The 21,145-nt window shown below is 29.2% G+C and carries 19 protein-coding genes; 1 reads left to right on the forward strand and 18 read right to left on the reverse strand.

Annotated features, from left to right (window positions below; translation table 11 throughout):
- Positions 1 to 93 precede the first annotated feature (93 nt).
- From ACSYT2_RS11970 to ACSYT2_RS11995, 6 genes are all read right to left on the reverse strand, one after another.
- The gene (locus ACSYT2_RS11970) at positions 94 to 1,221 is read right to left on the reverse strand and encodes a glycerate kinase family protein (protein ID WP_430855439.1); all 1,128 of its coding nucleotides are present in this window, start codon (positions 1,219 to 1,221) and stop codon (positions 94 to 96) included.
- 42 nt (positions 1,222 to 1,263) lie between these two features.
- Entirely contained in the window at positions 1,264 to 2,526 is a 1,263-nt protein-coding gene (locus ACSYT2_RS11975) for a GntP family permease (protein ID WP_438384844.1), read from the reverse strand.
- Between the two features lie 107 nt (positions 2,527 to 2,633).
- Entirely contained in the window at positions 2,634 to 3,698 is a 1,065-nt protein-coding gene (locus ACSYT2_RS11980; protein WP_430855441.1) for a CdaR family transcriptional regulator, read from the reverse strand.
- 228 nt (positions 3,699 to 3,926) lie between these two features.
- Positions 3,927 to 4,301: a hypothetical protein gene (locus ACSYT2_RS11985; protein WP_430855442.1), complete on the reverse strand. Its 375-nt coding sequence runs from the start codon at positions 4,299 to 4,301 to the stop codon at positions 3,927 to 3,929.
- A gap of 4 nt (positions 4,302 to 4,305) precedes the next feature.
- Positions 4,306 to 4,731, reverse strand: a complete 426-nt coding sequence (locus ACSYT2_RS11990; RefSeq protein ID WP_438384845.1) for a MarR family winged helix-turn-helix transcriptional regulator — start codon at positions 4,729 to 4,731, stop codon at positions 4,306 to 4,308.
- A gap of 186 nt (positions 4,732 to 4,917) precedes the next feature.
- Complete coding sequence (locus ACSYT2_RS11995; RefSeq protein ID WP_438384846.1) at positions 4,918 to 5,727, reverse strand: dimethylarginine dimethylaminohydrolase family protein; 810 nt, start codon at positions 5,725 to 5,727, stop codon at positions 4,918 to 4,920.
- 377 nt (positions 5,728 to 6,104) lie between these two features.
- Between ACSYT2_RS11995 and ACSYT2_RS12000 the strand changes: the two genes are divergently transcribed.
- Positions 6,105 to 7,901, forward strand: a complete 1,797-nt coding sequence (locus ACSYT2_RS12000) for an AIPR family protein (protein ID WP_438384847.1) — start codon at positions 6,105 to 6,107, stop codon at positions 7,899 to 7,901.
- Positions 7,902 to 8,547: 646 nt separating this feature from the next.
- Here the strand turns inward: ACSYT2_RS12000 and ACSYT2_RS12005 are convergent.
- The 12 genes from ACSYT2_RS12005 to cobA form a co-directional block, all read right to left on the reverse strand.
- Positions 8,548 to 8,745: a hypothetical protein gene (locus ACSYT2_RS12005; protein WP_438384848.1), complete on the reverse strand. Its 198-nt coding sequence runs from the start codon at positions 8,743 to 8,745 to the stop codon at positions 8,548 to 8,550.
- 240 nt (positions 8,746 to 8,985) lie between these two features.
- Positions 8,986 to 9,912 carry a DUF8370 family protein gene (locus ACSYT2_RS12010; protein WP_438384849.1) on the reverse strand — a complete coding sequence of 309 codons (927 nt, stop codon included), beginning with the start codon at positions 9,910 to 9,912 and terminating at the stop codon, positions 8,986 to 8,988.
- 217 nt (positions 9,913 to 10,129) lie between these two features.
- Positions 10,130 to 11,368 (reverse strand): AAA family ATPase, encoded by a 1,239-nt coding sequence (locus ACSYT2_RS12015; protein WP_438384851.1) that lies wholly within the window; start codon positions 11,366 to 11,368, stop codon positions 10,130 to 10,132.
- A 277-nt stretch (positions 11,369 to 11,645) separates the two neighbouring features.
- Positions 11,646 to 13,202 carry an ABC-F family ATP-binding cassette domain-containing protein gene (locus ACSYT2_RS12020; RefSeq protein WP_438384852.1) on the reverse strand — a complete coding sequence of 519 codons (1,557 nt, stop codon included), beginning with the start codon at positions 13,200 to 13,202 and terminating at the stop codon, positions 11,646 to 11,648.
- Positions 13,203 to 13,448: 246 nt separating this feature from the next.
- Entirely contained in the window at positions 13,449 to 14,006 is a 558-nt protein-coding gene (locus tag ACSYT2_RS12025; RefSeq protein WP_438384853.1) for a DUF3867 domain-containing protein, read from the reverse strand.
- Between the two features lie 76 nt (positions 14,007 to 14,082).
- The gene (locus ACSYT2_RS12030) at positions 14,083 to 15,147 is read right to left on the reverse strand and encodes an ABC transporter substrate-binding protein (RefSeq protein ID WP_438384854.1); all 1,065 of its coding nucleotides are present in this window, start codon (positions 15,145 to 15,147) and stop codon (positions 14,083 to 14,085) included.
- Between the two features lie 67 nt (positions 15,148 to 15,214).
- Entirely contained in the window at positions 15,215 to 15,754 is a 540-nt protein-coding gene (locus tag ACSYT2_RS12035) for a hypothetical protein (RefSeq protein WP_438384855.1), read from the reverse strand.
- 101 nt (positions 15,755 to 15,855) lie between these two features.
- On the reverse strand, positions 15,856 to 16,398 hold the full coding sequence (locus tag ACSYT2_RS12040) for a nitroreductase family protein (protein WP_430855449.1): 543 nt from the start codon (positions 16,396 to 16,398) through the stop codon (positions 15,856 to 15,858).
- A gap of 31 nt (positions 16,399 to 16,429) precedes the next feature.
- On the reverse strand, positions 16,430 to 17,203 hold the full coding sequence (locus ACSYT2_RS12045; protein ID WP_430855450.1) for a formate/nitrite transporter family protein: 774 nt from the start codon (positions 17,201 to 17,203) through the stop codon (positions 16,430 to 16,432).
- 96 nt (positions 17,204 to 17,299) lie between these two features.
- Complete coding sequence (gene hemL, locus ACSYT2_RS12050; RefSeq protein WP_438384856.1) at positions 17,300 to 18,589, reverse strand: glutamate-1-semialdehyde 2,1-aminomutase; 1,290 nt, start codon at positions 18,587 to 18,589, stop codon at positions 17,300 to 17,302.
- 114 nt (positions 18,590 to 18,703) lie between these two features.
- Positions 18,704 to 19,666, reverse strand: coding sequence for a porphobilinogen synthase (gene hemB, locus ACSYT2_RS12055; protein WP_438384857.1), 963 nt, complete (start codon positions 19,664 to 19,666; stop codon positions 18,704 to 18,706).
- 3 nt (positions 19,667 to 19,669) lie between these two features.
- Entirely contained in the window at positions 19,670 to 21,142 is a 1,473-nt protein-coding gene (gene cobA, locus ACSYT2_RS12060) for a uroporphyrinogen-III C-methyltransferase (protein WP_438384858.1), read from the reverse strand.
- Positions 21,143 to 21,145 lie beyond the last annotated feature (3 nt).

The raw sequence follows: 21,145 nt of genomic DNA on the forward strand, positions 1-21,145 counted from the left end.
TAGAGCTTAAATTTTCAACTCTGGTACACTTTCCACCATTGAATCATATTAATTTATTCTGATATTTATATAATTCATAAATTACAATTTAATCTAAATTAATATTCTAACAACACTTTCTACTGTCTTTTCTAAATTTTCAACCCCATCTCTTAATGCTTCATCTAAGGAAGTTACTCCTCTTAATATTCCAAAGATAGATGTTATTCCTATTCCATACAGATTTTCTGAGCCTTCTTCTACTTTTCCTGCAAAAGCAATAGTTTTTATTCCTTGCCTTTTTGCTGATGATGCAACTCCCATAGGAGTCTTACCAAAGATAGTTTGACTGTCTATACAACCTTCACCAGTAAATACAAAGTCTGCTCCTTTTATTTTTGCTTCAAGATCTGTATGTTTAATTATTAGATCTATTCCTCTTAGGAGTTTTGCATTAAGAAATGCTAAAAGTGCTGCTCCTAGCCCTCCTGCTGCTCCTGCTCCTTCAATATATGCTACATCTTTTCCTAAATTCTTCTTTATTACATTAGCATAGTTTTCTAAGGCTTTATCTAATGCTACTATCATTTCCTCTGTAGCACCTTTTTGAGGTCCAAATATTCTTGATGCTCCCGTTTCTCCTATTAATGGATTAGTAACATCACAAGCAACTTCAAATGTTATACCTTTAAGACTTTCATTTAAATTACTTAAGTCTATCTTATTAAGCTTTGATAAAGCTAAACCTCCAAAAGGAAGTTCCTTTCCCTCACTATCTAATAAATGTCCACCTAAAGCTTGTATCATTCCTGCTCCACCATCATTAGTAGCACTTCCACCGATTCCAATTAGTATGTGTTTTGCTCCATTTTTTATTGCATCAAGTATTAGTTCTCCAGTTCCAAAAGTTGTAGCTATTAGAGGATTTCTTTCTTCTCTTTTTACAAGCTGTATTCCACTTGCACTTGCCATTTCTATTATTGCTTTACTTCCATCTCCAAGAAGTCCATAAGTTGCTTTTACTTTTTCTTTTCCAATTGGAGGAGTTACAAATGTTTCTACAAGTTTACCTTCTGTAGCCATAACTAAGGCTTCTACAGTTCCTTCTCCCCCATCTGCCATTGGTACTTTTATGCACTCTGCATCCTTAACAACTTTATTTATAGCTCTTTCCATTGCATCACAAGCTTCTTTTGCTGTCATACTTTCTTTAAATGAGTCTGGTGCTAATACGAATTTCATTTTTCTACCTCCATCTATGCTAAAACTAATTTATTGCCTACTTTATAAAATTACTCCAAATATTATTGTTGATACTACTGTCATTACTAAACCTATTAAAGATTCATATGGTATAAGTTTTAATCTCTCTTTTATTTCCATACTAACGCTTCCTCCTGTTGCATGGAAGAAACTTCCGTGAGGAAGATGGTCTAATACTGTGGCTCCACTATGGACCATAGCTGCTGCATTTAAACTAGGTATTCCAAGTTCAAGGATTGTAGGTCCAAATACAGATGTTCCAACTGCTGTTCCTGAGGTAGTTGATGCTGTTGCTGCAGACATTAATATACCGGCTATTGGCGCTAGTAATATACTAGGTAAACCAATACTATCTACACCATTTATAATTAAGTCTTTTAATTGTGAGTTAGAAATTATACCTGCTAATGTTCCTGTTCCAAGTAAAAGAATTGCAACACCACTCATTTTATTTAAACCAGATACTGCATAATCAGAAATATGCTTTCCTTTTCCCATTATTATTGCTCCAATTATACCTCCAACTGGAAGTGCTATTAATGGATCTATAACTATTCCTGCAATAGGTCTTAACATAAGTAGTATTATTGTTACTATAGGACCTGAAATCGCTGCTATAAAGCTTGGTAATTCTTTAACTTCTTTTTCTTCATTATCTGTATCTTCAATTTTTGTTGCCTTTTTATCTAACCATTTTGCTAAGATACAAGTTACTACAATCCCAAATATTGCGGGTATAATACCTGCAATCATTAAACTTGTTAAAGGAACTTGTAAATTCTCTGATGCAACAATTGCATTTGGATTTGGTGACATTATATTACCTGCTTTTCCTCCACCTATCATTGCTAACAAAATTGCTGCTCTACTAAGTCCTGCTTTTTTTGCAATTGCTATAGCTATAGGTGAAACTGTAATAACTGCTACATCCACAAATACTCCAACCATAGTTAAAAGCATTGTTGCTATTGCTAATGCAATAAGTGCTCTTTGTTGACCTATTTTACTAACTATTGTTTCTGCTATTTTAATAGCAGCCCCTGATTCAATAAGAACTCCTGCCAAAACACCAGCTGTTAAAATTCTAAGAATAGCAGTAATCATTCCCTTTGCGCCATCCATCATAAAATTAACGGTATTAACTAATGAAACTCCCCCTACTAAACCTCCAATTAATGCTCCTAAAATTAATGCATATGCTGGATGAATTTTTTTAATGATTAAAGTTATTGAAATAATAAGTGCAACTATTGCACCTAATGCTGATACTGAAATGACATCCATTTTTTAAACCTTCTTTCAAACCTTTTTTAATAATTTCATTCTTATTTTACCTTCCCTGGTAAATGTTTTCATTGTGAGTTTGCATAATCTTTATTAAAAAAAGTTTGTTAACCAGAATATATATTATAATATATATATGTACTTATTAATCTAAACATATCAATGGAATTATTAAAGGATAGCCCTGTTAACTCCTCTATTTTAGATAATCTATAACTTAAAGTATTTCTATGTATATGTAATAATTCTGCCGTTTTACCTCTTTCAAAATTTTCACCTACGAAAACCCTAAAAGTATCTATAAGTTCATTCCCTCCCTCTTGTATTTTCTTTAAAATTTCTTTTACATCTTTATTTTTAACTATCTTCTCTATTTCACAATAAAAAATAGCATCTTCATCTCTTATTACCTTTTTCTTTATATTTAAGGCCATAACAATATTTATAGCACTTATTCCTTTATAAAATGCCTTAGATAATATATCTGTTTTCTTTAAAAATATTATAGTATTTATTTCTTCTTTTCCATGAGCTAGCAGATCATCTATTGTCTTATTATTTTTTTCCATATTCCCATTAAGAATAATACATAACCTAGATGAATTTAAACTAATTCTTTTTACTTCGTTATTAAAATAAATCTCTATTATCTTTTTTATTTTTTTAGTACATTCTTTTTTATAATCTATTATTAAGATATAACCCTTCTCTTCTATGCTAATATTAAGTTCCTTACCTCTATCTATAAATTCATCATCATATATTTCCTTTCTGTGAAGCCATTCATATAAATATTCTTCCTTTAGTTTATTTCTTATTATGTACTTCTCAATGCTATATTCCTGCTGTATTAAAAGCTCTGTTGTTACCTTAACTAATTCAGCAAAGGCTCGTACATTTTTAGGATTTCCAGTTATACCAATTACTCCTATACTACGATTATTAAACATTATAGGCATATTTACTCCAGGCTTAACCCCCTTTTTTTCTTTATATACTTCTATAGCTGAAGTTCCTTCCAAAACTTCCTTAGCACCTAAATGCAACTTACCAATTCTATCCTTGTCGCCACTTGCAATTATTATTCCATCCTTATTCATAATGTTTACGTTATAGGGTATTATATCCATCATTCTATCAACTATTTTTTGCGCTAAAGATTTACTAAGCATAATATTATTACCTCATAAATTATTAATATTTTTATAATTCAATTCTTTGAAATTGATATCTTCTTAAAAACACTTTATATTTTATCATATTTAAACCATCAGATATATTTTTGTAAAATAAAAGGGCTAGTTTTCAAACTAACCCTATCTTTTACTATGCTATTTTAGCTGTACACTCCTCATAGTGAGTTCCATAATAAAATAAATCATCTTAAAATATTTATTCAATCATAATATAAGGAATGCAAATAGTACTATTAGAGAAACTATTGAAAACCCTATAGTCTTCCAATATTTATAATAACATCCTTCTGTAATAGCATATATGCAAAATGGAATCAATGCACATAAATAAGCTATATGATCCACTGATCTATTTTTAAATGAATATAATCCAACCACAAAAAATATACTACCAAATATAAGCATGGATATTACCTTTACTCTAATTTGTTTTTTAGAAACCCCTCTTGGTAATTCTCCATGTTGTCTAATTGCTAAGCTCATTCCATTTTTTAATATTAGGTAACTGATATTAGTTAAAATTTCAAACATTCCAAAAGTAACAAAAAAAGCTCTATAAATTTCTTCTTTCCAAGGCATTTTATTATTCTCCCCTTAAATTTGAATTAATGATTTCAAGGTAATCTAATAATTTTCGAATATCCTCATCTTTAAATCCTTGTAATGCTTTATTATTTGTATTGATAGCATCTTTTGTTAATTTGGTGGCTAGATCTCTACCATCCTTCAATATTTTTATCTTATAGGATCTTTTATCTGTATCATTTTTTCCCCTAATAACTAAGCCTTTGTTAACTAACTTGTCAACTATTGCTCCAACAGTTGCCTTATCTGATTGCATATTCTCAGCTATTTCTACCTGACTTAATTCTCCCTTTTCTAAAAGTAATTTAACTAGTGCCCACTGTGAACTATTCAAATTATACTTTCGTATATTTTCATCTAGTTCTCTCTTTAGATTTCTTGCTGTTAAATTTAATAAATACCCTAAAGACTCATTAAGTTTCATATCCCCTCCAAACTAGTAAGTATACATACTATATTATGGCTATTCCCTTTTTTTGTCAACGACAAAAGAGTTAGTCGTTACACTAACTCTTGTTAAACTTTACTATACCAATTTCAACATTCTATAATCATAGTTCAAAATTCCACTTACTGCCTAAATATAAAACCAAAATTCATAACACAGTAATTATTCTCTTAATAAATCTAATGTACTACAATCAACACTGCCTTCACCTTTAACTATTTCCGTATAATCTAAAATTTTAACATTATACCCTAACTCCTTTAACTTATTACCTATACTTATATTACTAGTAACTAATTTTTTATCCCCTAAATAAACAATATTAGTAGCAAAATTATCCGCTTCTTCTTTTGTTACTTCTATTATATTTTTTATATATTTTTTAACAACTTCTTTATCATAAACATAGGGAGATACTAAAGCAGATTCCCCACCTAATAACCCAAAAACGCAATCTAAATGTAACATACTATTATCAAAGTTAATTGATATAACTTCCTTTTTTATTCCCTTAATAATTAGTATTTTTTTCAGTTCTTCAATAGCATCTAAATTTGTTCTACTACTTACTCCTACAAAAATAACTTTATCTCCTACTACTACATCTCCACCTTCTATATTGTTCTGCATAATGTAATAATCAAGATTTTCTTTTGAAGCTAGCTTCTTTATGGGATTAATTTCCACTTCTCTTTCCTTTAAAGACATTTTACTTATAAATAAAAAATTTTCTATTACAAATGCTATATCTTTTGCATATACTTGCTTTGAAGAGCTAGTAATATCAATAAATATAGGTTTAACACCATTTTCAATCAAATAATTTATGTATCTATTATATTGATTAAGTGCTAAAGTGTAATCTACTTTATTGTAAAATCTATTTGATTTACTAGTTATTCTATAGTTAGCTGGATAACATAACAAACAAGATTTTAAAGTATCACATCCATTATCTACATATATTTTCATTAAGTATGCTCCTTTTTATATTTATGTTTTAGTTTCCCTTACACCATATAAAAAATACATTTTTAAAATTAAAAGTCATTATAATAGAAATAGCCTGAACTTTAATGTTCAGACTATTTCTATTAACTATTTATTTTTCGTCCATAATCATCTTTACATCTAATTTAATTACTATACAATCTTTGTAGTTTAATTATTATAACCATATTTGTAATTATAATCCAATTATCTATCAGAGCTTAACAGGAAATTACATATAAATGAGTTGGTAAAATAATTAAATGTAGCTCAAAGATCTTATATGACTAATACATTGAAAATTTTGTTAATATGTGATCTAATAAAGTTAGTAAATTCTTTAAATAAGGAGTATAGTAATGGAACAAGATTATTTTAAATTTCATATTGATAATCTAAAAAATAAATATTCTACATTTTCAAACCTTAAAGATTATCATATTTTTTCTTTATTATGTATAAAATACTTTTTCTTTAGTGATGCAGGAATACCATTTGATCAAGATATAGTTCTTGAATATTTAACTGATGGTCCAAATGATGGTGGTATTGATGCAATATTCAATGATCCTACAAGTGAAGGTAATGATGTAATAATAGTCCAAAGTAAATATTATGAACACTCAGAACTTTCAGCACAAGATGTTGCTGGTGAACTATATAAAATTAATGAAACTATTAAATTACTTCAAAACAATAAGGTATCCAGCTTTAATGAAAAACTTGTTACAGCATTTAGAAATGCCACTAGTCAATGTGAAGAGAATGGAGAAATTCGTATTTGTTTCTTTACATCATATCAACCTAAAAACAAGCGTGAACGTAATATAATTGAAAAGAATATAAAAACATATTTTAACAAATATGACCTGGAAATGAATTTCAGAACCGAAGTTGAATCTCAAATTGAATTATGTGATAATGGTAAGCTTTTTGTTGATTACGATAAGCTAGCACTAGATATGAAAGATAACTATTTGAAATACGAAGACTCTATAATTGTTAATATATCAGCTCAATCTTTACAAGAACTTCAAAATAGAAGAAGAAATGGATTGTTAGGTATGAATCTCAGATATTATGTTAGACAAAAAACTGTAGATTCAGGAATTGAAAAAACTATTTCTAAAGAACCAAAAAACTTCTGGTATAAAAATAATGGTATTCTAATAGTTTGTGATAACTATGAACTAGATGGAACAGAAATTAAATTATTTAATTTTTCAATAGTTAATGGTGGCCAGACAACTAATAGAATTGGAAAGATTGATATTGATACGGATTTCTATTTACAATGTAAAATTGTAAAGTCTAGAGGAAATTCAAGAGATGATAAGGATAAATTTATTACTAATATTGCAGAATCAACAAATTCTCAAAAGCCTATAAAAAAAGCTGACTTAAAATCAAATACACCTGAGCAATTACGTTTAAGAGAACGTCTGTATAAAAAACATATTTATTATATTACTAAAAAAGGTGATAAGACACCAAAACAATATTCTGAACCTTATCAAACAGCTACATTAGAACAAGTTGGAAAGTTAAGTTTAGCAGCCATTTTACAAATGCCAGGTTCAGCAAGGAGTAATTCTCAAAGAATGTATAATGATGAATACTATTACTCTATCTTCGGACCAGATGCACGAGAAGGTGTTATAGCAGATCTTATTAAAATATCATATTATTATGATCAATTTGTTAAAACTAATATTAAAGATAAAGGATATGATGAAAAAACAGTTCTTCCTATGATAAAAAATGGACGAACATTCCAATATGCCTGTATTACTTTATTATGCAAAATTAACTCTGGTGTATTGTCATATGACATAATTGCAAGTTTATTGAATAATACAGATGAACTAAAAATAGTATTAAGAACAATGGGTGATATGAATTCTATTATCTCAAATCATATTGAAAACGAATCAGAAACTTTCTTTGAAATTTTTAGTGAAATAGGTGAAGAAGTATTAGGATATTGTTTTGAAAATGCACTTGAAAAAGCTGAAATTGAGCAAAAGACTTTAGCTCCATCAGATTATTTAAAAAGCGATTTAAATTACTATAAAGATGTAATTAAAAGATTATGGTCAAGATTTAACAAAAGTACGGATTTAAGAAATAATATTAATAAATTATGCAATAAATAGTACATATTATTTATCATTAAGATTCAGAAAATATAGGAATATATATTTAATTTGTCCAAGCTTAATAGTGACAGTAGCTAGATTTGTGTAAAATTAAATCTATCTACTGTCTTTTTGCATGATGTTTTTATAAGTAAACTAATTTCTATATAACTTTTAATTTTCAATCCTCACATACCTCTCCATAATTACATAATACTATCTTTCAACACCAAAATATTATTAATAATTACTAGCCTAAAGATTAATTTTTTAATATACTCAATCCCTTTATTTTCTAGTTCTTCTTGCACGACACCAAAAATGCTCATAAATTTAGTAGGTATTTTATTAACTTATATAACTTCTCGTAACCAAAGTTTTTAATAATTTATTCCACAATAGTATATGAATACAGATATACATGTCGCTTAAAACTCTTCAAAATCTTCTCTAGTATCTAATTCATTTAATGTAGGTATATTTCTATGTTTCAAGCCATTCTTAACGGTATAAACTATCCAATTTTGATTGTTATCTTTATATGATACATTCCCTTAATCCAACCACCTAGGTATATCACTATTTGTTCTCTTTAGTACTACATCTACAAATTCATGTACTACAGTTTTTATTACATTATTCATATCAGAACCGCGAGATGGATTTAATGGAGATATAATAATAATTTTTCTTCAAGTTTCTGATTTAAATTAGTAGTAATTCTATTATAGTTTGCTTCAATAACTTCCAAAACGTCATCTATGCAAGTTTTATCTACAACATTGTAATTGATAATAAAATGTTCTGTTTCTATTTTATGCTTCTGTATATATTTCTCTTTTTTATCTTTTCTTACTTCCATCAGCCTATCATATCCAATGCCCTATTCAATTCATATATATCCAATTTTACTTTTAAATAGAATTTAACACAAATTAAAAGAGCTAGCTTTTAGCTACCTCTTTAATCTCAATTTATTTTTCTAGTGTTGTTTGTTTGGCTTATGCTATTATATTGGTATCATAAAAATTCAAATAACAAAGTAAATTATTATAAAATAAAGCCCTCTAAAAGCTATGCTTTTGAGGACTAAAATAAACCATTACTCGCTTTTTAACTTCTTATTCTTCTCATGAGCTTTAAAAATAATTTCATCTACATCTATATTGTTAAGAATCTTTTTTCTTTCCTTATATAACTCTAAATATTCAGGATTTTCATTAATAAAACTATATACTAATTCTTTAGATTTTGGATACTTCTTTTTTAGTTCTTTTTTTATAACTTTTCTCTCACCATTTTTTAATACTCTAACTAAAGAAGTAGATGCATTATTTATTTCTCTCTTGCTATAATACTCTATCACTTCAACATCATAGAAATTATCATAACTTAATATTAACTTATCTGTAACAATGCTTTTAGGTACCAATATAATCCTTTTACCATTAATGCTTGGTAGTTTATATTCTATGTTAACCCACTTCTTTAAGCCTTCATCCCAAATATTATTTTTGAATGATATCATTGGTATATTACAAATATCACACTGACTTTGAGTAAATTCTATTAAATACTTCCTAATAACATTCGTCGTTATATCTGATATACTATCTTTCCCAATTCCATCTATCATTAATTCACAATCTGATAAATCCTTTAAATTCCCAGTTTTAGCAGCCTTACTTTCAGCTAATTTTTGATATAATCTAATAGCTTTTTTCCCTCTTACACCATTTCCATCTATAGAATTTTCTGATAGACCTAAATGAGTTTCTGATGGTTCTTTTAAACCATTTAAAATACGTTTTGCATTTACTTCATCATTGTTCCTTATTAAGTTCATAACTTCACTGAAAAAATTTATAATAGCATTATTACACTTTTTAGCGAAATCACCTCTTAATTTTGTAAATATATACGGGTCTATAAATAATTCCAAGTCATTATCTAATTCTATATCTACAAATTCTAAATCCTCTTGATTTTTTTTAATATTGTATAACGTTGATATTTTTATATTAACCACCTCATAATTTTATTTTATCTATGATTAACTAAAAAACAAAATCTATAATACTTTCATTCTCTCCATCATCACTTATTTAGAAAAAAGTCTTGAAATAAATACAACATTAATATACAATATTAAATAACCGATAATAATATTAAAAATCAATTTGCATTTATTAACTTTTGAGCAAAAATAGTGCCAACTATTTTGCTCTTTTGTTTTTTAGGAACGTTTATTTTATATTGGGTAAACCATTAAATGATCCTGATAAATATTGTTTAACAATTTTACTATCTTTTCTTATACCTTTAAAATTTGCTAAACATTCAATTTTACTAACTCCATACTCATTTTTATCTATAAAATATATTTGGTCTTTTCTCAGATCTTCATCCAATAACATTATGTTGTGTGTAGTACAAATTAATTGTGCATTTGTTGTATTTGAATTAAATAACCTTACTAAATGATTTACTAATAGTGGATGTAATCTTGCATCTATTTCATCTATTATTATAATTTTGCCATTTTCTATAGCGTCAATTATAGGGCCTGCTATTTCAAACATCTTTTTTGTTCCATTAGATTCAATCCCTATATTCTTTTCTATAGTCCCAACTTCTGACCAATCTTCAGAATATACTTTATGAAGAACCTTTAAATCTACCTTTTTAACTGATGGTAATGGCTCTAATTTATTTATAACACTCTTTTTTAAAGATTCCATGAAGAATTTTCTACTCTCATCCTCTTTTATTTCTAGATTAATATCTAAAACATCTATAGCTGCCTTGTTAAGAAATCTCAATACTTTTTCTTTATTCTCTTCATTATCTTCTATATAGCTAACAGTAGATGATAAAAACTCATTGGTATCATCTCCATCAAAAATTTCAATACTATCAAACCAATTATATACTTTCATAGCAAGTTCATTATTTCCAAAGTTAGCCCATGATAAAAATAATGCATCTTCTCTTGTATTTTGAATCAAATGTTTAACATTATCAAAATCACTCGTAACACTAATGTCTTTCCAGCTAGAACTTCTTCTAACAAATACTTCAGTCTTTCTCTTTACCTTTTTATATAAATACTCTCTTTCTATTTTGCTATTTAATATAGAAAAACCGTACTCATATAAAATATTATCAATTATAAATGAAACCTCAAAAGATTTAGGCTTATTAGCTCCTACTTCGTTGAAAGCAAAGTTATTTGGAACAGATATAATCTTTGATTGAACTTCAAAACCTGATAAAACACAATTACACATATACTGTAGTGCGTTAATAAGATTACTCTTTCCACTTCCATTTGCTCCAAATACTAAAGCCGATTTATTCATCCTACCATATTGAGTTTTAAATGTATTCTGATCTATAAACTTCCTATCTTTTCCTACCTCCATTGATAATGCAGTTTCCGTATAAAAAGAAGTATAATTATCAAATTTATATCCTACAAGCATATTTCTACCTCACCAAATTCAACACTTGAAATTTATTATTATTGTCCTTTTATGTTAATTCTATACCATAATACTCCTAATGTCAATATCTTAATTTGCATTTTTGCATTTTTTTATCGTTTTTTATATTTAATACCTTAGTAAGTCTTATTTCTTATATTTACATTTTTTCTGCAAAAATTATTTTTAAAGCACATACCAATTATTTAAATTCGAACAAAACAGCTTAAACACTAGTGTTTAAGCTGTTTATATTAACTACTAAACTGAGTTGTCGTTAAGTTATTTTTAATGTCCAATCCTCACAATTCCAAGTTTCAGTAATTATATCTCTATAAAACTCTGGCTCATGGGATACAAGTAATATTGATCCTTTATACTCTTTTAATGCTCTCTTTAATTCATCCTTAGCCTCTTGATCTAGATGGTTAGTAGGCTCATCTAGGATTAGTATGTTAGTTTCCTTATTAATTATCTTACATAATCTAACCTTAGCTGCTTCTCCTCCTGAAAGAACCATAATCTTAGATTCTAATTGCTTTGTTGTCAATCCACATTTAGCTAAAGCTGCTCTAATTTCGTATTGAGTATATGATGGGAATTCTGCCCAAGCTTCTTCAATACAAGTATTAGTATTTCCACTTCTATCTTCTTGTTCAAAGTATCCTATTTCTTGATAATCTCCTCTTTCAACTTCTCCGCTTAATGGTTTAATTAATCCAAGTAAGCTCTTTAAAAGTGTTGATTTACCAAGACCGTTAGCTCCAACTAAGGCTATCTTTTGCCCTCTTTCCATATATAAGTTAAGAGGTTTAGTTAATGGACTATCATATCCTATTACTAAGTCCTTAGTTTCAAATATAACCTTACCTGCTGTTCTTGCCATTTTAAAGTTAAATTCTGGCTTTGGCTTATCCTTTGAAAGTTCTATTACTTCCATCTTATCAAGCTTCTTTTGTCTTGACTTTGCCATATTTGAAGTTGCAACATTAGCCTTATTTCTTGCAACGAAATCTTCAAGACGTGCTATTTCCTTTTGTTGCTTTTCATATGCTTGTTCTAATCTCTTTTTATTTTCCTCATGAATTCTCTTAAACTCATAGTAGTCTCCTACATATCTTGTAAGCTTTCTTTCATCCACGTGGTATATTAAGTTAACTACATCATTTAAGAATGGTATATCATGTGATATTAATATAAATGCATTCTCATAGTTATTTAAATATCTCTTAAGCCATTCTATATGCTCTTCATCTAAGTAGTTAGTAGGCTCATCTAGTAAAAGTATATCTGGATTTTCTAATAATAGCTTTCCTAATAATATCTTAGTTCTTTGTCCACCTGATAAATCATCTACATCTCTATCTAGTCCTAAATCTAGAAGCCCTAGCCCCTTAGCTACTTCTTCTACCTTTGGATCTATAACATAGAAACCATTATTATCTAGAAGGTCTTGAATTACTGCCGTTCTTTCAAGCATCTTTTCTAATTCTTCTGGTGTGCAGTCTCCCATCTTTTCATATAGTGTATTCATTTCTGTTTCCATATCAAAAAGATATTTAAATGCATCTCTTAATGCATCTCTTATACTTTGTCCCTTTGTTAGTGCTGCATGTTGATCCATGTATCCAACTCTAACATTATTTGACCAGATTACTTTTCCCTCATCTGGCATTAATTTTCCTGTTATTATATTCATAAAGGTAGATTTACCTTCTCCATTTGCTCCAATAAGTCCTACGTGCTCACCCTTTAAAAGTCTAAAGGAAACATCCTCAAAAATAGCTCTATCCCCAAAGCCATGGTTCATTTCTTTTACAGTTAAAATACTCATATGTTCCTCCTAAAACTCATCATCTTTATAAATCAGACTTCTTTATTATAAATCATTTTATAATAAAAGAAACTGAAAATTTTTTGATAAATTGAAAATTTATATTTTTTTATAGTTATATATGTCTAAAACCCGCATTCTACAAGCATATTCTTTACCATATGAGAATATAAGAATACGGGAATCATAAAATTCATTTCAAAAAAACAGAGTGAACTTTTTATTCACTCTGCTTTACTCAATTCATTAATAATTATATTCTTTTATATCCTCACAAACCTTAATAGCTAAAGGCTTCTCTTCCCTAACCTTTTTATAAGAACATAAGAATTCATTTAGCTCTATATCTGCTAAGTCAATTTTTCCTTCACTTTGAAGGATTACATTTTCTTCTTCTAGTATTATTTCAAGATTATTTTTATCATTCTTTATGAAATATACTGATACTGCCTTTGCAGTAAGTCTGTCTTTATATTTTTCTTGGAATCCCATTGTTTTTCTTATAGATTCATAGTTGTTACCAACGTCAGCTAAATTTATACCTGCTGATTTAAGCTGTTCATCAATTATACTTGAATCAAAACCATATCTCTCCATAAGCTTTTTTTGTATGTTTAAAAACTTATCCTGTGATATATTATTTTCTTCCATATACTTATATATATTTTTAGTAAAATCAGCCATAGTAATCTTACCTTCTGCCATTTGATAATACAAAGAGTACATATAGTCTTCAAGCTTATCTACATCTTTATCTTTAGCCTTATTCTTAAGCTCATTAAAATCTATTATTCTATCGTCCATATAATCACTCCTTTTGTTATATTATATATCAAACTTTACTAATTCACTACAAAATTCAATGATTTATCACTACTTTCTACTCTTCTCCAGATTCTACCCCTAATCTTGTCATTATCTCAAAGTAGTTATCCTTAACTTCTGTGTCTAAATCTCTATAGAACTCGCATCTATCCATCATTTCTTTTGGCATATATGCATTTGGATTATTTCTTACATTTTCAGGTTGTTCCTTTCTTGCTTCAGCATTTGGAGTTGTATAACCTATTTCATCTGCTATTCTTAAAGCACTTTCTTTTCCACTTACAAAGTTAATAAACTTTTCTGCTCCCTCTAAATTAACAGCATTATGAGGTATCGCTAAGCTATCTATCCAGAAGTTAGCTCCTTCATTAGGAACAACATAAACTAAGTTTGGATTTTCATCTTGAAGATTTAGTCCTTCCCCTGACCAAATCATATTTACATCAGTTTCTCCACTTGGTATCATTGTAGTTCCTGAATCACTACCATATGCTGTTACTAAAGGTTTTTGCTTTACTAATAATTCCTTAGCTTCTTCTATTTCTTTAGGATTTGTTGTATTTAGTGAATATCCTAACTTCTTTAAAGCAGCTCCCATTATATCTCTGTATGTATTAAACATAAATATTTTATTCTTGTATTGCTCATCCCATAGTACATCCCAACTATCTACTGGTTCTTTTACTACATCTTTATTGTATACAATACCTACAGTTCCAAACATATAAGGAACTGAAAATTTATTACCTGGATCTATTTCTAAATCTAAGTAGTCTTTATCCATTTGGTTAATATTTTCTATATTATCCTTATTTAACTCTTTAACTAAATTTTCATTTATCATTCTTGGCATTAATGCATCTGACACTAATATTACATCATATTTTACACCACCAGACTTAACCTTTTGATACATTGTTTCCATATCGTCAAAAGTATCTACATTTACCTTAATACCATATTCTTTTTCAAATTCTTTTAATGTTTCATCATCAATATTTTCTCCATAGTTAAGGAAGTTAACTACCTTACTTGGGTCCTTAGTTCCGCAGGCCACCATTAGTGTACCAATTAATAATACAGATAATAATAAGCTTAAGATCTTTCTTGTGTTTTTCATAATTTCCATCCTTCCGATTAATAAAAATAGCATCTTACTAAGTAAGATGCCCTAAATTCAAAAAGTATTACTTCTTCTTTTTAGATAATATAACTTTAGATTCTATCCTTGGCTTTCCTATTGGACTTTTCCCTGCATTTCTATACAGCTTCCAATGTCCATAAAAGCTAACTAAGACTAAAGGTATATATAATCCTGCTAATGCTTGTATTAATGAAACCAATGGTGCAATTACACCAGCAACAAAGAATAGAATATTTACATCATAATTACTACATAATCTGTTATACATAATTAAAGTATAAATAGACCAAGCTATTGTTAATAGGGTTCCTATTACCTTTCCTACTCCCTCTCCCATAAGAATAGTAAGGTAACCACCAGCAAAGAAACTTGCTATTGCTAATACCATAAAGTACATCTTACCTTTTCCTAATTTGATTAAAAGATAAGAATTTGCTATTGGAATCCATGCCAACCATGGATTTTCAACCTTTTCAACCTTAGAAATTTTATAAATTGCTAGTGCTGCAAATACATAATTCCCTATACCTAAAACAATAGTAGTTAGAACTCCTACTAGAGCATTCATTATATTATTTTCCACACTCATCATCCCCTTTTTACCCTATCTTCATAATACATAGCATAGATAATAACCCTTTTTGTTCTATTATTATATTATTTATTGCAAATTTAAGCAATATATTAATAGTTATTGTAGCTTATTATCTCTTTTTGTTCTTTTCTTATCTTACCTCTTACTTCATCACTTTGCCCGTATCCTAATGAAATAATAAGTTTAACTTCCCTATTCCTCGGAATTGATAATGTATCCTTTACACCCTTCTCTTTAAACCAGCCAATCATACAAGTCCCAAGACCTAGTTCAGTTGCACCTAAGCATATATGTTCACATGCAATTCCAATATCTAATGATGTGTAGTCCATTCCTTTAATCTTAGCTCCTACCCCTGAAACTAAATTTCTCTTCTCTGCTACCACTACTATAAATACCGGTGCAGTTAATGCAAATTTATTCATACCAATTAAAGGATCATAAATACTCTTTACTAATTCTTCTTTTACTTCACTATCATCAACAATAATAAACTTCCATGGCTGAGAATTACATGCTGAAGGGGCTACCCTTGCACCACCAATAATTTTTTCTATTATTTCTCTCTCAACCTTAGCTTCACTATAACTTCTTACGCTTTGCCTTCTATTTACCAAATCAAAAAAGCTCATAAATTCACTTCCTAATAAGTTTTAACTATAATTATACCTCTTTTTTCTTTGAAATGTATGAATATGCTCCACCTAATATTATAGCTCCACCAATAAAGTTACCTATAGTAACAAATATTAAATTACTTGCCATCAAATTGATAGGTAGTCCAGATCCTTGAGGAATCATTGCAGCAATTGAAAATAATCCCATATTTGCAATACTATGCTCATATCCAGCAGTCATAAATGCAAATACTGCCCATAAAGTCATCATAATCTTAGCGGCTTCATTTTCTAATTTATATGTCATCCAACATGCTGCACATACTAATATGTTACAAAAAATCCCTCTAATGACCATTTCAGGAGCAGTCAATCCTATTTTACTTTCTACAGTCTTTACAATATATGCTCCAGTATAATCACTAATCAATCCTCCTTGGACTAAAAGAAAAGCTGAAACAATTGAGGCAACAAGATTTCCAATCCAACTAAATCCACATATTTTAAGTAAGTCTAAATAGCTTGTCTTCTTTTCAAAAGCACCAACTGCCATTGTCATACTATTACTTGTAAATAGATCAGCTCCAGCAAAGCTTATTAAACATAAAGCTATACCAAAAGATAATCCCATTACGATCTTAGTCCAAGGAGAACCTGCTGTACTAAGCAACCCACCTATTGTATAAGCAAGCATTGTACCTAGACAAACATATAATCCTCCTAATAAACTAGATATACTATATTTTCCTAAACTTTCATTAAATAAACCTATTTTCTTCTCAGCAGAATGGGACATTAATTCTAATTCATTTTTATACAATCTGTTCAACTCCTTAAAATAACTAGTTCATAAAGATTGTATATTATTGATAATTTTTTATCAAGTGCCATCATATTGCTAATTATATATTTTTTTCTATTTAACTTCCATTTCTGTTTTAACAAACTCTTCAAAAGCCTTAACAAATTTATATACATGGGTTATGTTATGGGATGTTGATAAGAATAATGACTCATATTGTGAAGGTGGTAAATTAAATCCACTATTAAGCATATGAAGGAAATACCTTTTAAATCTTTCCTCATCACATCCCTTAACATCTACATATGAAGTTACCTCTTTATCAGTAAAGAAAATAGTCATCATACCGCCAAATCTATTTATTGTAATAGGTAAATTATATTTTTCACTAACTTTATATAACCCATCTTCAAGCTTCTTACCAATATTCTCTATATGATTATAATATTCTGGGTGATCATATAATTGGTTTAATGTAGCTAATCCTGCTGCCATAACTATTGGATTTCCTGACATAGTTCCTGCTTGATATACTCCTCCTAAAGGTGATAAATGTTTCATTATTTCTTTTTTTCCGCCATAAGCTCCACATGGAAGTCCTCCTCCCATTATTTTGGCATATGTAACTAAATCTGGCGATACATCAAATAACTCTTGAGCCCCCTTGAATCCAACTCTAAATCCTGACATGACTTCATCAAATATTAATAATGCTCCAAATCTATCACAATACATTCTTAACTTTTTCATAAATTTATCCTGGGCTTTTATAACTCCCATATTACCTGCTACTGGTTCTATAATAACTGCGGCTATTTCCTTACCATAGTTCTTAAATAGTTCCCTTACCTGATTTTCATCATTATAAACACCTATTAATGTATTCTTTATACTATCTTCTGGAACTCCCTGTGATCCAGGTATTCCTTCTGTTAATACTCCAGATCCAGCCTCAACTAAAAATCCATCAAAATGTCCATGGTAACAGCCTGCAAACTTTATTATCTTATCTCTCTTTGTATATCCTCTAGCTAACTTAATAGCACTCATAGTGGCTTCTGTTCCTGAATTAACCATTCTCACCATTTCTATATTAGGCATTAATTCACATAAGAGTTGACTCATCTTTAGCTCCAATTCAGTAGGCGCACCAAAGGCTATAGCTTTTTTAGATGTATCTTGAATTGCTTCTACAACCTTATCATTGCAGTGACCTAGAATTAATGGACCCCAAGCAAGAACAAAATCAATATATTCTTTTCCATCTTCATCAGTTATAACTACACCTTTTCCACTCTTTATAACTGGAGGATTTACTCCTAAATTTTTATAAGCTCTAACTGGACTATTAACTCCACCTGGCATATATTCTTTACTTTCATTAAAAATTCTTTCATTCTGCATTATGTAACTTCCTTTCTTAAGAAAAAATCCTTAATACGAGCTTAGTCGTGGATTTTTTCGTCCATCTGCATTTCCGAAGTTTACCTTAGGAAAACCTTGCAGTGGCATATATTCCTATTTTAGTTTCTCTGCTGCATATACTGCATAGTAAGTAATTATTATATCTGCCCCTGACCTCTTTATTGAAGTTAGCATTTCCATAACTACTCTTTCTTCATCTATAAGACCTTGATTAGCCGCTGCCTTAATCATAGCATATTCTCCACTTACACTGTAAGCTGCTACTGGCACATCTGTCTTATCCTTTACTTCTCTAATAATATCTAAATAAGAAAGTGCTGGCTTTACCATAACTATATCTGCACCTTCTTTAATATCCATCTCAACTTCCTTTAAGGCTTCTCTCCTATTTGCTGGATCCATTTGATATGTTTTTCTATCACCAAAACTAGGTGCTGAATTAGCTGCCTCTCTAAAAGGTCCATAGAATGCTGAGCAATACTTTGCCGAATAACTCATTATTGCTACATTTTTATAACCTGAATTATCTAATGCTTCTCTAATAACACCTACTCTTCCATCCATCATATCAGATGGTGCTATCATATCTGCTCCTGCCTTTGCATGAGATACTGATATCTTAGCTAAGTATTCTAATGTTTTATCATTATCAACATATTCCCCGTCTAAAATACCACAATGTCCGTGATTTGTATACTCACACATGCAAACATCAGTAATTATATATAAATTTTGATTAATTTCTCTAATTTTTTTTATAGCTCTTTGTATTATTCCATCATCATTAAAGGATTCAGATCCACATTCATCCTTAGTATGTGGTATCCCAAATAAAATTACTCCTTTTACGCCTGAATTTACAACCTCTTCTATAGCCTCATGAAGCATATCTATTGAATAGTGATAACATCCTTGTAATGAGCTAATTTCATTCTTAATTTTCTCACCCTCAACTACAAATAAAGGTAATATAAAATCATTTGGTGAAAGGGTTGTTTCCCTTACCATTGACCTTATTCCTTCATTCATTCTTAGTCTTCTTCCTCTATTTATCATAAATTACACTTCCTTATTTATAATATTTACAATTTCCTCTAAGAATCCTTCTTCTGAATGTTTTCTACACATTAGAGCATTAATTTTACTTTTATTTAATGCATTCAATGTATGAGGTCCTATTGCTACACATTTCTTTTCCTTAACTCTATCAAGACCAACCATTTCAATCATATTTGCTACAGTTGTTGGACTAGTAAATAGTACAATATCCACTTCTTCAAAGCTTCTTTCATTTAATAACCTGCCTGGAACTGTATCATATATGTGTACTCTATCTACATTCAATCCTAACCCTTCAATCTCTTCCTTTAAATATTCTCTACTTTTTGATGAACATGGAATAAGAACCTTTTCTCCCTCTACAAGATGACCCTTTAATGACTTAAATAATCCTTCTCCTACAAACTCCTTTGCCATTACAAAAGCTTGGATCCCTCTATTCTCTAAAGCCTTTCTTGTTGCCTTTCCTATTACTGAAAATTTAGCATTTAAACCTCTTATATCATATTTCTTTTTTATTAAATAATCAAAGAAGATATTAACAGCATTTACAGAAGTTAATACTATATGATCATATTCCTTTAATTTTTCTAAATATTTATCTAAATTGCAGACTGTACTCTCTATTTTTATTGAATTTATTTCTGTAACTTCTGCTCCTAGTTCACTTAACTTGCTCTTTAGGTTTGAAGATTGCTCCTTAGAACGTGTTATACATATATTATGACCAAATAAAGGCTTATTCTCATACCAGGACAGCTTCTCATTTAATGAAACTACATCCCCAACTACAATTATACATGGAGATTCTAGCCCAGCTTCTCTTACCTTTTCTTCAATATCCGCCAATGTTCCAGTAACCTTCTTTTGCTTTGACGATGTACCTCTCATAATAACTGCAGTAGGTGTTAAGGTCTCCTTACCATTCTTAATAAGATTCTTTACTATTTCCCCTAAGTTAGCTAAACCCATCATAAATACCAAAGTTCCATTTTCTTTAGCTAATGCTTCAAAGTTCACCTTTAAAACCCCTGCTGACATTCCTGTTACAATATGAAAACTTTGAGACATACCTCTTTGGGTAATAGGAATTCCTGCATAATTTAGAACAGATATTGGTGAAGTGACACCTGGTATTACTTCAAAATCTAATCCTTCTTCTACTAAAGATAAAACTTCTTCACCACCTCTTCCAAATACATAGGGGTCTCCTCCTTTAATTCTTCCAACTACATGCCCATCTTTAACTAATTTAACTAACATTTCATTTATTTGCTCTTGAGTTTTATAATGTGCTCCTGGCTCTTTTCCACAATAATATACTAGACAATCTTCATTTAAATAATTAAGAATGTTATTTGATACCAATCTATCATACAAAACAGCTGTACACTCACTTAATGCCTTAACAGCCTTTATGGTTAATAACTCCTCATCTCCAGGTCCAGTTCCTATAATATAAGCCTTACCCATCCT

It is taken from the genome of Clostridium zhoujianii (assembly GCF_051590805.1).
GTDB lineage: Bacteria > Bacillota > Clostridia > Clostridiales > Clostridiaceae > Clostridium.

Coding starts and splice junctions, on each gene's coding strand:
- ACSYT2_RS12015 (WP_438384851.1), bottom strand. CDS start 11,368: ATGCTTGTAGGATATAAATTTGATAATTATACTTCTTTTTATACGGAA.
- ACSYT2_RS12040 (WP_430855449.1), bottom strand. CDS start 16,398: ATGAGCTTTTTTGATTTGGTAAATAGAAGGCAAAGCGTAAGAAGTTAT.
- ACSYT2_RS11980 (WP_430855441.1), bottom strand. CDS start 3,698: ATGCTTAGTAAATCTTTAGCGCAAAAAATAGTTGATAGAATGATGGAT.
- ACSYT2_RS12020 (WP_438384852.1), bottom strand. CDS start 13,202: ATGAGTATTTTAACTGTAAAAGAAATGAACCATGGCTTTGGGGATAGA.
- ACSYT2_RS11995 (WP_438384846.1), bottom strand. CDS start 5,727: ATGAAAATATATGTAGATAATGGATGTGATACTTTAAAATCTTGTTTG.
- ACSYT2_RS12025 (WP_438384853.1), bottom strand. CDS start 14,006: ATGGACGATAGAATAATAGATTTTAATGAGCTTAAGAATAAGGCTAAA.
- hemB (WP_438384857.1), bottom strand. CDS start 19,666: ATGATAAATAGAGGAAGAAGACTAAGAATGAATGAAGGAATAAGGTCA.
- ACSYT2_RS11990 (WP_438384845.1), bottom strand. CDS start 4,731: ATGAAACTTAATGAGTCTTTAGGGTATTTATTAAATTTAACAGCAAGA.
- ACSYT2_RS12005 (WP_438384848.1), bottom strand. CDS start 8,745: ATGGAAGTAAGAAAAGATAAAAAAGAGAAATATATACAGAAGCATAAA.
- ACSYT2_RS12000 (WP_438384847.1), top strand. CDS start 6,105: ATGGAACAAGATTATTTTAAATTTCATATTGATAATCTAAAAAATAAA.
- ACSYT2_RS12030 (WP_438384854.1), bottom strand. CDS start 15,147: ATGAAAAACACAAGAAAGATCTTAAGCTTATTATTATCTGTATTATTA.
- ACSYT2_RS11970 (WP_430855439.1), bottom strand. CDS start 1,221: ATGAAATTCGTATTAGCACCAGACTCATTTAAAGAAAGTATGACAGCA.
- ACSYT2_RS11985 (WP_430855442.1), bottom strand. CDS start 4,301: ATGCCTTGGAAAGAAGAAATTTATAGAGCTTTTTTTGTTACTTTTGGA.
- hemL (WP_438384856.1), bottom strand. CDS start 18,589: ATGCAGAATGAAAGAATTTTTAATGAAAGTAAAGAATATATGCCAGGT.
- ACSYT2_RS11975 (WP_438384844.1), bottom strand. CDS start 2,526: ATGGATGTCATTTCAGTATCAGCATTAGGTGCAATAGTTGCACTTATT.
- cobA (WP_438384858.1), bottom strand. CDS start 21,142: ATGGGTAAGGCTTATATTATAGGAACTGGACCTGGAGATGAGGAGTTA.